The sequence below is a fragment of the Leisingera sp. M658 genome (assembly GCF_025144145.1).
GTDB lineage: Bacteria > Pseudomonadota > Alphaproteobacteria > Rhodobacterales > Rhodobacteraceae > Leisingera.
The window spans coordinates 1,300,323-1,313,679 of sequence record NZ_CP083546.1 but is presented as its reverse complement, the minus strand read 5'-3'; the positions used below and the strand labels follow the sequence as shown (position 1 = coordinate 1,313,679).

Below are 13,357 nucleotides of genomic sequence, written 5' to 3'. Positions count from 1 at the left end.
AATCGGCCAAGCGAAAGGGGGTCCTTCACGTCCTGACCTCTTTAGCGGGAGTGTTTAACGTGGCCCGCAATCCGGTAACAAATCGCCACGATGTGATGTCCGGGCTTTACGCATATTGCGGGATTCGGTCAAGCGGCAGCGTCTTCGCCAGTCACACGGATGTGAGCGGCGCCGCCTCTTGCCTTACCGCCGCAGCCCGTGCTCCTGTGGCCGGGCATTCTGACGGAGGACGACCATGCGGGAGCCGATCCAGCTTTTTTACTGGCCCACACCGAACGGCTGGAAGATCTCCATTGCACTGGAGGAGATGGGCCTGCCCTATGATGTCTCTCTGGTCGACATCACAAATGGCGATCAGTTCGCGCCGGAGTTCCTGAACATCTCCCCCAACAACCGGATGCCCGCAATCATCGACCCGGGCGGCCCCGGCGGCACGCCTGTTTCCCTGTTCGAAAGCGGCGCCATCCTGCAGTATCTCGCCCGCAAGACCGGGCAGTTCTATGGCGCGGATGAACGCGCCCGGCTGGTAGTGGATCAATGGCTGATGTGGCAGATGGGCGGAGTCGGGCCAATGGCGGGCCAGGCGCATCATTTTCTGAAATACGCGCCCGAGGATCTGCCCTATGCCAAAGACCGCTACCGGAACGAGGTGGCCCGTCTTTACGGCGTTCTGGACCGGCAGCTGGCGGAGAATGAGTATGTGACAGGACCGGACTGCACAATTTCTGATATGGCGATCTGGCCCTGGGCCTCGCTGTGGGAAGGCCAGCAGCAGGTAGTGGAGGACAAACCGCATCTCGCCCGCTGGCTGGAGCTGATGTGGTCCCGCCCTGGTGTGGTTGCGGGCCGGGCGCTGCATGCGGAGCTGCGCGGCGACCGCTCGGACACCAAGGCGCAGCAGGTGTTGTTTGGCAATTGATGCAAAAAAGGACGCCTGCGGCGCGGGTATTTAAGACCAGAAAGAAGCGATGCCGCAGCGCACCGCAGGTGCGCTGCCCGGCCCAAGGCTTTGTGCCTCATCTTGGATGAGGGGCAAAGGTGCGGGAGCCCCCCTGTCAGCCGCAGATTACTCCGCCGGTCCGGCCTCTTCCTCGATCCCGAATTTCTGCAACAGCTGCCCTTGCATCATGAAGAAGGCAAACATCGCCACCGGCAGGCCGAAGGTCTTGAAATAAACCCAGGTGTCGGTGCTTTGGGTCCGCCAGATCAGCTCGTTTGCCACCGCCAGGCCAAAGAAAAAAACGCACAGCCGCCGGGTCAGGATCATCCAGCCCTCCTGCTGCAGCGGCATGACTTCCTCCATCACCACCTTCAGCCAGCTTTGCCCGCGCATAAGCCCGATGCCCAGCAACCCGCCGAACAGAAGATACAGCATCGTCGGCTTCATCTTGATGAACCGGTCGTCGTTGAACCACACCGACATGCCGCCGAACAGCACCACCAGCACCAGGGTCGCAAACTGCATCTTCGACAGATGCCCGGTCAGCTTCCACAGGGCGAGCGTGGACGCCACCATCAGCGGGATAAACGCAGCGGTGATCACGATGAAGCCCTTGTACTCATGGCCGCCGATCAGAAACACCTCATCCTTCAGCTTCAGATAGCCAATGAAAAAGAGAACAATCGGGCCCAATTCCAATAGCATCTTCAGGGTCGGGTTGATCTTCTTTGCGGCCATGGGGCCTCCTGTCAGTTCTGCGCGCGGTCTCAGCCGCCAATTTCCACTATCACGGCGCCCAGCGCGATCAAAGCCATCAAGGCAATCCGCCGCGGCCCCACGGTTTCTTTCAGCACCAGCCAGCCGATGAGGGCGGCAAACACGGTGGAGGTCTCGCGCAGCACCGCCGCCTCTCCGACCTTGTCCAGCCTTGTGGCCAGCATGATCGCACCAAAGGACGCAAAGGCGACCAGCCCGCCAAAGAAACCACGGACCATCAGCGGCCCAGGTGCTGGCGGCGCGGGCATTCTGCGCAAGCGGGTCAAGGCAATCACCGGAAACACCAGCCCGTCGATCATAAAGAACCACGCCAGAAAGGTGAACGGATCAGCGGTCGCCCGGATGCCATAGGCGTCATATGTGGTGTAGCCCGCCACAAACAACCCGGTGATCACCGCCAGCACCAGCGCCGGCACCAGCGTGTCGCGGTTCACCGTCAGGTAGCGGTAGTTGTACCCCGCCAGGCCGAAGATTCCGGCCAGCAGCACCGCCACACCCAGCCACTGCACCGGGGTGAACACTTCGCCGAACAGGAAAAAGGAGCCGATCACCGTGAACAGCGGCCCGGTCCCTCGCACCACCGGGTAGACCACAGTATAGCTGCCCTTGGTATAGGCCAGCGCCTGGAACAGCTTGTAAAAGACGTGGATCCCCCAGGCGACGGCAAAGATCAGCCACATATGCGGCTCCGGCCAAGGCACCACGAACAGCGCAAAGGGCGCCGCCATCACACAGTAGGAAAAATCAATCGCCCCGCGCGACAGCCAGGGGTCATGCCGCCCCTTCTGCAGCGCGCCGAAGACCGCATGCAGGAACGCGGCCCAGATAGCCAGAAACAGTGCCGTCTGATGCCCGGCCTCGGTGCCTTCCAGGGAAATCAGCCAATCGCTCAAATCAAATGCCTTTGCGCGGAACGGGAGTGCCGGGGGCTGCCTGCCCCCGGACCCCCGGGGATACTTCTAGCCAGATGAAGGGCGGATCAGGATTTCTCCAAGCCCGTTAGCGCTGCGGCAAATTCCTCCGGATCGAAAGGAGCGAGATCGTCAATCTGCTCGCCCACGCCAATGGCGTGGATCGGCAGGCCGAACTTGTCCGCCAGCGCCACCAGCACGCCACCCTTGGCGGTGCCGTCCAGCTTGGTCATCACCAGGCCTGAGACATCCGCCAGCTTCTGGAATGTGCCCACTTGGCTCAGCGCGTTCTGGCCAGTTGTCGCATCGAGCACCAGCAGAGTGTTATGCGGTGCTGTTTCGTCCTTCTTGCGGATCACCCGGACAATTTTCGACAGCTCTTCCATCAGATCGGCGCGGTTCTGCAGCCGGCCCGCGGTGTCGATCATCAGGAGGTCTGCGCCGTCTTCCTGCGCCTTGGTCATCGCATCAAACGCCAGCGAGGCCGGGTCGGAGCCTTCGGGTGCTGTCAGCACCGGCACGCCCGCACGGTCGCCCCAGACCTGCAACTGTTCGACAGCCGCGGCGCGGAATGTGTCGCCTGCGGCAATCACCACCTTCTTGCCGGCACCTTTGAACTGGCTGGCCAGCTTGCCGATGGTGGTGGTCTTGCCAGAGCCATTGACCCCCACCACCAGCACCACCTGCGGCCGTTTGGCGTAGATCGGCAGCGGTTTGGCCACCGGCTCCATGATGCGGGCGACTTCCTGCGCCAGCAGCTCCTTGATCTCGCGGCTGGAAACCTTCTTGCCCATCCGCCCCTCGGCCAGGTTAGCGGTCACGCGGAGTGCCGTATCCACCCCCATGTCAGCAGCGATCAGCAGCTCTTCCAGCTGCTCCAGCATGCCGTCATCCAGCGCCCGGCGCGGTTCAGCAGCAACGGTGCGGCCCATCAGGCGGCCCAAGAGGCCCGGGGATTTTTTCTCAGGCTCCGATGCCGGCTGCGGCGCGGGGGCAGGTTTAGAAGCAGCAACCGGCTTCGGTGCAGGCGCGGGTTCAGGTGCGGCTTCGGGCGCAGGTTCCGGCTCGGCCACAGGGTCCGGTTGCGGAACCGGTGCGGGTGCAGGCTGCTCCGGCGTTACCGCCAGGGCCTCAACTTGGGCCTCCCCGGCCTCCTCCGCGCTGCTGTCCGCCCCCTCCTCGACAATCGCATCGAGCCCCTGCTCGAGCTTGGAGGAGGATTTGAACAGCCGCTCCTTGAGCTTTGAGAAAAACGCCATCTTGGTCTCCGCAAAAGGGTCTGCCCCCCACCTAATGCGGATTTACCCGGAGTGCAAAGCGCAAGGCACCGCCAGGTTCAGGAAAATGCAGCCAGAAACCCGGCTTGCGCCCCCCAATACAGCACCCAGACCGCATATGGCGTGATCCGCCGCAGCGGGTGCTCTGCGCTCAGGACAAAGGTTTCCGCCGCCAGGATCATGTCCGACAGCATGAAGGCACAAGCCGCGGCAAAGACCCAGGTGCCAAACGGTAGGGTCAGCGCCGCGGCACCCATGCCCAGGATGACCGGGATATAGGCCAGCACCGGCCCCTTCAGCGCGCCCGCCCGCGGCGCCAGAACGCGCGCCATGATCAGGCCCGAAACCAGCAGCCCGGCAGCAATCCCCGCAGACGGCATGTGCATGAGCCGGGCAGGATCGCTGTCCGGCCGGGTCAGGAACAACGCCGCATAAGCCAGATGCCCAGCGGCGAAAGCCCCCACGCCCGCCATAAAGGCGCGTTCGCCGCCGCGCGACAGGAACAGGTCACCCAGCGCGCAAAGGCCAAGTGCCAGTACCAGCAGCAGCGGCATCCCCGCCAGCCCGGCGCCAAGCGCCAGCAGCGCAACCGCTGCAGTTTTTGCCAGACTGCGCAGAATACCGGGCGGCTGGGAGGTCAGGCCCAAATACCCGGCGGCGCAGAGCGCTGCCCCTGCCGCCGTCAATTGCATCATCAAAGCCCTACCTCCCTGCCCGTTTGCACCAGTTGGCTGCAAGACAGGCGCCGGGTCAAAGGTGACCAAGCGGGAGCCTGGCAGCGCCGCTCCGCTTTACGGCCCGTTTGCTGCCCGTTTTTGCAGCCTGCGTGTTTCCCTTGGCCCGGACCCGGACACTCTGGCACAGTGAACCCATGCGCTGTCCGATGCTGATTCCCCTGGTTGCCGCCCTCAATGGGCCGCTGCGTGCTGCCGAGCCGCTGAACGCCGAGCAATTCGACCGCTACACCCAGGGCCGCACTCTGTTTTACGGCTTTGGCGGCAGCATGTACGGGGTGGAACGCTATTTGCCCGGACGCCGGGTGATCTGGTCCTTTCTGGACGGCAGATGCCAGGAGGGCAGCTGGTACGAGGACGCAGGCCGGATCTGTTTTGTCTATGAAAACCGGGGCGATCCGCAGTGCTGGAGCTTTGAGCTCACCCCCGGCGGGCTGACCGCCCGGTTTGAGGATGACCCGGCCTCGACGGAATTGTACGAGGCCGAAGACATCGGCGAGGACATGCTGTGCTACGGCCCGGACGTTGGCGTCTGAGGCGGGCTGGGTATTTCAGACCAGAAAGAAGCTAGAACAGCGAGCCCTGACCGCCGCCGGACGGTTTCGCAGCAACGGTCTGGGAACCAGGATCCGCGATGCCCTCCTCTAGGTCCAGCATGCCGTCGGCAAATTCGATCTGCAACGGGCCGGCCTTGGCCGCGGCGGCCCTGGTTGTGAGGATCTCGGCGCCCGAACGCACCACCGCATAGCCGCGCTCCAGCGTGGCCTTGTAGCTGAGGATCTCCAGCTGGCGGCCAGCGGCGGTTAGGTTTTGGCGCTGGCGGTCAAGACGCAGCGACTGCGCCGCATCCAGCCGCTGCGCCAGTCGGCCCAGCGCGTCCTTGCGGGCTGTGATCTCGCGCTGGATCGGGCGCAGGGTCAGGCGCGAGGACAGGTTCTGCAATCGGTCGCGGCGTCCTTGCACCAGTTGGCGCAGGGTGGAGGGGCGCAGGGAGGCGGCAGTTTCGCTGAGATGCACCCGGCGGCGCTGCACACCGGAGATCAGCGCGCCCGGCAGCCGGTCGGAAATCCGGTCAAGCCGCTGGCGCGGGGTTTCCAGCAGCGTGTCGGGCTTGGGCAACGCACGGGCCAGATCATTCAGCCGCTGGCGCCGCTGCTGCACCGCCTGGCCTGCGGCGCGGGTCAGCCGCGCGCCCTGGGTCTCGGCCCAGGCCATCAGTTCCAACCGCACCGGCACCGCCAGTTCCGCCGCCGCAGTCGGGGTCGGCGCCCGCCGATCCGAGACAAAATCAATCAGCGTCGTGTCCGTCTCATGCCCGACAGCAGAGATCAGCGGGATCTGCGAGGCGGCGGCGGCGCGGGCCACGATCTCCTCGTTGAATCCCCACAGATCCTCGATCGAGCCGCCGCCGCGGGCGACGATGATCAGATCGGGCCGCGGCAGCGCGCCGCCGGGCGTCAGGCGGTTGAATCCTTCGATGGCGCGGGCCACCTCGGGCGCGCAATTCTGCCCCTGCACAGCCACCGGCCAGACCAGCACCTTGCGCGGGAAACGGTCGCGCAGCCGGTGCAGGATATCGCGGATCACCGCGCCCGACGGCGAAGTCACCACGCCGATGATCTGCGGAAGGTAAGGCAACGGCGTCTTGCGTTCCGGGGCAAACAGCCCCTCTGCCTCCAGCTGTTTTTTGCGCTTTTCCAGCAGCGCCATCAGCGCGCCCTGGCCCGCAACCGCAACCTCGTCCACATTCATGTTGTATTTGGACTGGGCGCCGAATGCGGTCAGCCGGCCGGTGACGACCACCTCCAGCCCCTCCTCGGGCACCACCGACAGGCTGGAAACCTGCCCTTTCCAGGTGGTGCAGGCCAGCACCGAGCGGTCGTCCTTGATGTCGTAGTACAAATGCCCGGAGCGCGCCTTGAACACCCGCCCTACCTCACCCTTGACCCGGATGCGGCCGAAGGTGCCCTCCAGCGTGCGCTTCACCTCGCCGGAGAGTTCCGAAACGGTGAATTCGGGCGCGTTCTGCCCCGGTTTTGGATCATCAAACAGGTCGGACATTGCGGGGCTGCTCTCCTGCGGCTTGCGGCTGGTCTTGTTTTGAATTCGCGCGCAGCATAGAACCCGCCGCAGGCAAGGCAAGCCCCGGACAGGACCGGGGCGCCTCTCGGCTCAGTCAGATCGGAGTAGACGCAGATGAACATCCTTATCCTTGGCAGCGGCGGGCGCGAACACGCATTGGCCTGGGCAGTGATGCAAAACCCCAAATGCGACAAGCTGATCGTGGCGCCGGGCAATGCAGGGATCGCGCAAATCGCCGATTGCGCGTCGTTCGACATCGAGGATGGCGGCGCGGTCGCCGGTTTCGCCGAAGAGAACGCCATCGATTTCGTGATCATCGGCCCGGAGGCGCCGCTGGCCGCAGGGGTGGCCGACCGTCTGCGCGAGGCGGGATTGCTGGTCTTTGGCCCCTCGGAAGCGGCGGCCAGGCTGGAAGCCTCCAAAAGCTTCACCAAGGAAGTTTGCGATGCAGCCAATGCGCCCACCGCTGGCTATGGCCATTTCACTGATGCAGAAGCCGCCAAGGCGCATGTGCGCAAACACGGCGCGCCCACTGTGGTCAAGGCCGACGGGCTGGCCGCCGGCAAAGGCGTGATCATCGCCATGAACGAAGAAGAAGCCATCGCCGCCATCGACGACATGTTCGGCGGCGCCTTTGGCGGGGCCGGCGCCGAGGTGGTGATCGAGGAGTTCATGGAAGGCGAAGAGGCGTCCTTGTTTGTGCTGGTGGACGGTGAGGACGTGCTGGCGATCGGCTCTGCCCAGGACCACAAGCGCGTGGGTGAAGGCGACACCGGCCCCAACACCGGCGGCATGGGGGCCTATTCCCCGGCACCGGTGCTGACCGCCGAGATCGAAGCCCGCGCGATGGACGAGATCGTCAAGCCCACAATGCGGGTGATGGCTGAGCGCGGCATGCCATATCAGGGCGTGCTTTATGCCGGTCTGATGATCAAGGACGGGCAACCGCGGCTGGTGGAATACAACGTCCGCTTTGGCGATCCGGAATGCCAGGTGCTGATGATGCGGCTGGGCGCGCAGGCGCTGGACCTGATGCACGCTGCGGCTGAGGGCCGCCTGGCCGAGGCGCAGGTGAACTGGGGCGACGATCATGCGATCACGGTGGTGATGGCGGCTGAGGGCTATCCCGGGTCTTACCAAAAAGGGTCGGAAATCAAGGGGCTGAAGGCCTTGCCCGAGGACAGCAGCAACATGGTCTTTCACGCCGGTACCAAGGCTGAAAACGGCAAGGTGCTGGCAGCCGGCGGCCGGGTTTTGAACGTGACCGCCCGCGGTGAAACCCTGAAGGAGGCCCGCGACCGCGCCTATGCGATGGTTGACGGGGTTGATTGGCCGCTGGGGTTTTTCCGCCGCGACATCGGCTGGCGCGCGCTGGGTTGAGCATCTGTCCCGGCAGCGGCTCTCCCGCCTGTTTCCAGTCAATCGCAGATTGACAGTCTCAGTTGGGCGTGGCCGGGCGCAAATGCGCCCGGTGCGGCGGTATTGTTCCACCAGCAGGCAGTCTTCCTGACCGGAGCATTGCGGTACTCTGGACTTCAGCCAAAAGCGGGATGCAGCGAAGCAATGAGAACTGTCCAAGGCGGCAAAGGCCAGTATCTGCAGGAGAAAGCAGCATGCCGTGCCATTCCCTCTCTGCGGCTTCTCATGCCGTCTACACCGCTTGCCTTCTGCCATTGGCCAGCCGGAAGTATTTCCGGCCCGCCCGCTGAGTGGCCCAGCTGTGAAACAGCCCCGCCGGGTCAATGCTGACGATCCGCGGCGTGCAGGCCCTGATCCGGCGCAGCTTTGCCTATATCAACGGGCGCAATGATCCGCCGTCTTCCATGCACCGGCTGACGGTGGATCGAATGAAGGATCGCTATCTGGCCGGCAGCAAGATCCGGGCCGCCGGCAGCCTGCCTGCGGCTTGCATATTCCTGACATCACAGACGGACTGCCTGTATCTGGGCAAACTGGCAATCGATCCGGCCCAACGCGGATCGGGCCAGGCAAGGCAGAGGGTGGACCTGGCGGCAGAGCGAGCCAGGGATCTTGGCCTGCCGGCGCTTGAGTTGCAGACGAGGGTCGAACTTGTGGAAAACCACCGCAGGTTCGCCCGGCTGGGATGTATCAAGACCGCAGAAGGCGCTTATCCCGGCTGCAGCAGGGTGACCGGCATCACCATGCGCGTGACGCTATAGCGCCAGTTTTCTGAGCCGGGCGAAACAACTGCTGCTCCACAGGCCAAAGCGCACCCGGCGGGTCAGAACAGCGACAAAATCGGATCGCTGACGCCAGTGTTAAAAGGTGCGTTGAGATCTGCCAGCATCAGGAACCTATTGCGGAATTCATCCAGTTTTCCGGCTTCGAGGAAATCCGCAGGATGGGTGGTCCCAAATGCAGCAAACGAGCGCTCCTTCATTTCCTCCACCTGCCTGTCCACATCCAGCTGGCCAAAACTTGATGGCAGCGCCAGCGCGCTTTCAAAAATCGTTTTCAGCGGCGGCGAACCGATAATGCCGTACCAATGGGCGTTTTCGCTGCCGCCTGCATCAGCAACGGTTTGCAGCTCGCGCTCAAAGGCCAGCGCCAAGCGCATGTTCTGATCGCTCTCACCGATCTCAATTTCAAACTGGCGGGTGGTGTAAAGCTCAGAAATTTGCTCGGCAAAGCCTTCGGGATACTCCCGGTCAGTTTCCCCCCCATTGAAGGAAAAGGCATGAGCCATGGCCTTCAGGCCGGTGTCGTAATGCAAGTTTGCATATGACGTGCTGGACGACAGGTCAGATTCAAAGGCGCGGATCACGGTGTCAAAATCCAGGCTCCGCTTGCTCTGGCCAAAGATATCCAGCGTCGCATTAAACAAGCTTATATCAAAGACCAGCTGCCTTGGATCGGAGAAGGTGCCCAGCTTGTCCGTGATGTCATCAGAAAACACCTGCATCTTGCTGACATGATCCGGCCAGCCGTTCTGGAACGCATCAGCAAAGTCATAGTAAGCAGCATTTTCCGGCTGGTTCACATAGGAGTTCGGGTCTGACAGATCGGATTCCAGAATCTGGCGCAGCTCGGCTTCGTCCCTGCCAAAAAGCCCGAATGTGTCCAGCGCGCTTTCCAGCAGCGGCGGATTGGACAGAAGCTGGTCTGGATCGGTGAACTCATTGATATCGGGCCAGCCGAATCCAAATGCTTCGGACGCGGCAAGATATCTTTTATCTTCCAGCTGGTTCACAAAGGAGTCAGGGTCGGTGGTATCCGATTCCAGAACGCGCCGCAGAAAAACGGGATTGGAACTTTCCAGGCCAAAGGCCTCGATGACGGCTTGCAGAAGATGCTTATCCTCCAGCAGATCATCCGCACTTTGCAGGCCTTCGGTGTGCTCGTTGAATTCCCCAACCAACGCCTGAATGCTGTTTTCATACACCGGCGGCTTGTTGAAACTGAACTGCTGGGCAAACTCGGTATATTTGGGATTGCTCAGCTTGTTGACAAAGGAGTCCGGGTCTTCCAAGTCGGATTCCAGAACTTTCTGCAGAAAGAACTGGTTATTTTCGAGGCCTTCAAGGCCAACATTGCCGAGCGCCTTGCGCAGCAGGGTGCCGTTTGCCAGCAAATCATCCGGCGAGGCGACACTGGCAAATTCAGCGCCCGCCTTGGCGGTGGGAAGCGTTGGACCATCCGGACTGTTGAAGCCAAAGGTTTCCGCCAGCGCCTGATACCGGACGTCGTTGAGCCGGTTCACAAATGACCCCGAGTCGCTGACATCGGACTCAAGCACCTTTTTGATGAACGCCCTGTTGCCGATATCCTCGTCCAGGCCAAAGGCACCGAGCGTGACGGTCAGCAGGTTGTAGTCATCCAGCAACTGGTCCGACGTCTGAATGCCGGTGATTTTTTCATTGAAGTCCTGCACCGTCCGGTCGATGACCGGCGACTTCTCATAAATTTCCTGCTGCTGGTCGCGGGTCCGCTGCAGGAAGGTCCACCCGCTGATGCCGGTGCCCAACACATAGGGTGTAAAGCTCACGCGCCTGTCTCCTGTAAAACCGGCCCAGACAGGTAGCCGCCTGGCGCCGCTCGTCAGGGGCAAGGTAACCAAAGGTGATGAATAAATATGAAACACCGTGCAAAAACCGGGTTGGACGCGGCGCAACAGGCCTGTCTTTCCGGGCGGCAGCGGCGGCAAGCACTCCCGCCTGTTCCAGCCCATCCTTGCGGATGCCCTTCCCAGTTGGGCGCGGCGCCGCGCAGTGCGCGTCGCAGGCAGCGCTTAGCGGCAGGCCATTGCGGCCTGCAGTCCCGTGCCCTGCCGGAACCCGCCGATGTCCCGGCTGGTGATTTTGCCGTTCTGCAGACGGGATGCAATGATCCTGCGCCAATCGCCACTGGCGGTCACCAGTTCCGGTCCTTGCCCGCAATCGCGAATGCCGGAGGTGATGAAGTCATGGCCGATCTGGTGATTGGTCAGCCCGGGCGTGCTGGCGGCTTCAGTCAGCGCACCGTTCCTGAACCGCCAGATACGCAGAGTTTTGGCCAGATGCGGCCGGTCGATATAGGCAATTTCCACATGCCCGTCGCCATCCAGATCCGCCGCGCCAATGGGTGCCAGCCAGCGGTTGCGGGTGCCGATATGCGGGGTGGCGGCAATCTTTTCGCCGCGGGCATCATAGATGGCCAGCTGGGCGCCCTCTGCCACATCGGTCTCGACCACCAGCACCTCGGGGCGGCCATCGCCATCGATATCCGCCAGCCGCGGTGCGATGTCCTCGAACACATGATCCAGCGGCAGGCGGATCAGGATTTCGGACTTCTGGTAGACTGCCTTGGCGGACAACCCGCCGGAGCCGGTGTTTTCCACCTTCAGTACCAGCGCGCCGTATTCCGCATCATCGCCCAGCACTGCATGGCCATAGCGTGTGGTGGGCTCGCCGTAACGCGCCGAGACCACCCTGCCCTCAGCCGCCAGAACAGACGGGCCGGCCAATGCCAGCCCCAAACACATCGCCCGCCAAACGCGGCGGACGGAACGGGGCCGCACGCGCAACGGAAAACGCCGCGCCGCTGCCCCTGCGCTCATCAGATCTGTTTTTCGGGCATATGCACCACCAGCCCGTCCATCGCATCGCTCACCTTGATCTGGCAGGTCAAGCGCGAGCGGGCCGGATCGGGCTCATAGGCGAAATCCAGCATGTCCTCTTCCATGTCGTCCTTGGCGGGCAGCTTCTCAACCCAGTCCGGCGCAATGTACACGTGGCAGGTCGAGCAGGCGCAGGCGCCGCCGCAATCGGCCTCGATACCCGGAATATTGTTGTCGCGCGCGCCTTCCATCACGGTCAGCCCGTTGGCGACGTCCACCACATGGCTGGTGCCGTTGTGCTCGATGTAAGTGATCTTTGCCATTGTCAGCTCTCTTCCCTTTTCCGGTACTTGCGCGACTGTGTAGCCAAGCCCCTGCGCCGGTGCCACCCCCAATTGCGACCCCGCCCTGCCGCAGCTGGACTTTTCGCGTCAATGTTCTATGTTTGTTCACGTCGGATATTTTTCAACCGCAAGGCCGTTTTCCTCATGCCAGCCCCCGCCTCACCCCCCGCATCAACCCCTGCCTCAGTTCTCCCCCCTGCCGCAGCCTGCGCAGCAGGCGGGCACGGATCCCAGCCCTGGCCGCACCCGCCGCACTGCCTGCCTGCGGCCCGGCTGCAGGAACCGCCTCAGAACGCCTGCATCACCGTCGCCGGGCTGGTGATCCTGCGCCAGCGCCCCGGCACCGCCAAGGGCGTAATCTTTGTCACGCTTGAGGACGAGACCGGCATCGTCAACGTGATCATCTGGCGCAAGATCTACGAGGCTTTCCGCCGTGCGGTGATCTCAGGCCGGCTCTTGCGCATCACCGGGCGGCTGCAGCGGGCGCATTCCGTCACCCATGTGATTGCCGAAACGGTTGAGGATATTTCGCCGATGCTTGACCTGTTGCTGGCGGAACAAAGCCGCCGGAATGATCCCGCCTTTGCGCAAGGGCCGGAACTGGGCTAACCTGCCGTCAAAGCACCGGCGCCCGGAACTGACAGGGGCGCCGGCAGAGGCACAGTGACAAAGGCATCCGGGCATGACGCCGAGCATAATCGAAACCAGCCGCCGGTTCTGGCCCGGGCTGCTGCTGGCGCTGCTGGCGGCCTGCGTCCAGCCGCCGCCCGGCGGCGATGTCTCCCGCGCCGGCCGCTATGCCCCGCCCGGCGCTCCGCCCGATACCTGCTGGAGCACGCACACCTCGCCCGCCGTCGTTGAGACCATCACCAGCCAGGTGCTAGCACAACCGGCGCAAACCAACAGCAGCGGCCAGGTCATCCGCCCCGCCATCTTCCGCACCGAGACCCGCCAGCAGATCGTGCAGCCGCGGCAGAAGCGCTGGATAGAAATCCCCTGCCCCGCGATGATGACGCCCGGCTTTATCCGGTCAATCCAGCGCGCCCTGGCCGTCCGCGGGGTCTACCGCGGGCCCGTTCACGGACAGATGGACGCCGCCACCCGCAAGGCTGTGCAACGCTATCAGGCACCACTGGGACTGGACAGCGGCACCCTGACACTCACCTCCGCCCGCAAGCTGGGACTGGTCGCCGTGGCGGGCTGAACCAACCGGTTCAGTTCCCCGGTTCCCCGGTG

General features: G+C 63.2%; 14 protein-coding genes and 1 riboswitch. Of the genes, 6 read left to right on the top strand and 8 right to left on the bottom strand.

The features are described 5' to 3' along the window. Positions 1 to 20 precede the first annotated feature (20 nt). Positions 21 to 99: riboswitch (SAM riboswitch) on the bottom strand. 136 nt (positions 100 to 235) lie between these two features. Further along, positions 236 to 919, top strand: a complete 684-nt coding sequence (locus K3724_RS06585) for a glutathione S-transferase N-terminal domain-containing protein (protein WP_259991158.1) — start codon at positions 236 to 238, stop codon at positions 917 to 919. A 147-nt stretch (positions 920 to 1,066) separates the two neighbouring features. On the opposite strand, the gene K3724_RS06580 is transcribed toward K3724_RS06585, so the two are convergent. The 4 genes from K3724_RS06580 to K3724_RS06565 all read right to left on the bottom strand — a co-directional run bounded on the left by K3724_RS06580 (position 1,067) and on the right by K3724_RS06565 (position 4,597). After that, a complete protein-coding gene (locus tag K3724_RS06580; protein ID WP_259991156.1) occupies positions 1,067 to 1,678 on the bottom strand; it encodes an inner membrane-spanning protein YciB in 612 nt (203 codons plus the stop codon). 29 nt (positions 1,679 to 1,707) lie between these two features. Further along, positions 1,708 to 2,610 (bottom strand): DMT family transporter, encoded by a 903-nt coding sequence (locus K3724_RS06575; protein ID WP_259991154.1) that lies wholly within the window; start codon positions 2,608 to 2,610, stop codon positions 1,708 to 1,710. A gap of 86 nt (positions 2,611 to 2,696) precedes the next feature. Then, a complete protein-coding gene (ftsY, locus tag K3724_RS06570; RefSeq protein WP_259991152.1) occupies positions 2,697 to 3,887 on the bottom strand; it encodes a signal recognition particle-docking protein FtsY in 1,191 nt (396 codons plus the stop codon). A 77-nt stretch (positions 3,888 to 3,964) separates the two neighbouring features. Further along, positions 3,965 to 4,597 (bottom strand): lysoplasmalogenase, encoded by a 633-nt coding sequence (locus tag K3724_RS06565; RefSeq protein WP_409201415.1) that lies wholly within the window; start codon positions 4,595 to 4,597, stop codon positions 3,965 to 3,967. 191 nt (positions 4,598 to 4,788) lie between these two features. On the opposite strand from K3724_RS06565, the gene K3724_RS06560 reads away from it, so the two are divergent. Beyond that, positions 4,789 to 5,175 carry a hypothetical protein gene (locus K3724_RS06560; protein ID WP_409201405.1) on the top strand — a complete coding sequence of 129 codons (387 nt, stop codon included), beginning with the start codon at positions 4,789 to 4,791 and terminating at the stop codon, positions 5,173 to 5,175. Between the two features lie 31 nt (positions 5,176 to 5,206). On the opposite strand, the gene xseA is transcribed toward K3724_RS06560, so the two are convergent. Continuing rightward, positions 5,207 to 6,700 carry an exodeoxyribonuclease VII large subunit gene (gene xseA, locus K3724_RS06555; RefSeq protein ID WP_259991148.1) on the bottom strand — a complete coding sequence of 498 codons (1,494 nt, stop codon included), beginning with the start codon at positions 6,698 to 6,700 and terminating at the stop codon, positions 5,207 to 5,209. A gap of 135 nt (positions 6,701 to 6,835) precedes the next feature. Between xseA and purD the strand changes: the two genes are divergently transcribed. Beyond that, entirely contained in the window at positions 6,836 to 8,101 is a 1,266-nt protein-coding gene (purD, locus tag K3724_RS06550) for a phosphoribosylamine--glycine ligase (protein WP_259991146.1), read from the top strand. 362 nt (positions 8,102 to 8,463) lie between these two features. After that, entirely contained in the window at positions 8,464 to 8,901 is a 438-nt protein-coding gene (locus K3724_RS06545; protein WP_259991144.1) for a GNAT family N-acetyltransferase, read from the top strand. A gap of 62 nt (positions 8,902 to 8,963) precedes the next feature. On the opposite strand, the gene K3724_RS06540 is transcribed toward K3724_RS06545, so the two are convergent. The 3 genes from K3724_RS06540 to K3724_RS06530 form a co-directional block, all read right to left on the bottom strand. Further along, positions 8,964 to 10,886: a DUF1217 domain-containing protein gene (locus K3724_RS06540; RefSeq protein WP_259991142.1), complete on the bottom strand. Its 1,923-nt coding sequence runs from the start codon at positions 10,884 to 10,886 to the stop codon at positions 8,964 to 8,966. 84 nt (positions 10,887 to 10,970) lie between these two features. Next, positions 10,971 to 11,777, bottom strand: a complete 807-nt coding sequence (locus K3724_RS06535) for a VCBS repeat-containing protein (protein WP_259991140.1) — start codon at positions 11,775 to 11,777, stop codon at positions 10,971 to 10,973. Further along, positions 11,777 to 12,100: a 2Fe-2S iron-sulfur cluster-binding protein gene (locus K3724_RS06530; protein ID WP_259991138.1), complete on the bottom strand. Its 324-nt coding sequence runs from the start codon at positions 12,098 to 12,100 to the stop codon at positions 11,777 to 11,779. Before K3724_RS06530 ends, K3724_RS06535 begins: the two co-directional genes overlap by 1 nt. A 165-nt stretch (positions 12,101 to 12,265) precedes the next feature. On the opposite strand from K3724_RS06530, the gene K3724_RS06525 reads away from it, so the two are divergent. Both K3724_RS06525 and K3724_RS06520 read left to right on the top strand, forming a co-directional pair. Further along, positions 12,266 to 12,730, top strand: coding sequence for an OB-fold nucleic acid binding domain-containing protein (locus tag K3724_RS06525; RefSeq protein WP_259991136.1), 465 nt, complete (start codon positions 12,266 to 12,268; stop codon positions 12,728 to 12,730). A 73-nt stretch (positions 12,731 to 12,803) separates the two neighbouring features. Continuing rightward, entirely contained in the window at positions 12,804 to 13,325 is a 522-nt protein-coding gene (locus tag K3724_RS06520) for a peptidoglycan-binding protein (RefSeq protein WP_259991134.1), read from the top strand. Positions 13,326 to 13,357 lie beyond the last annotated feature (32 nt).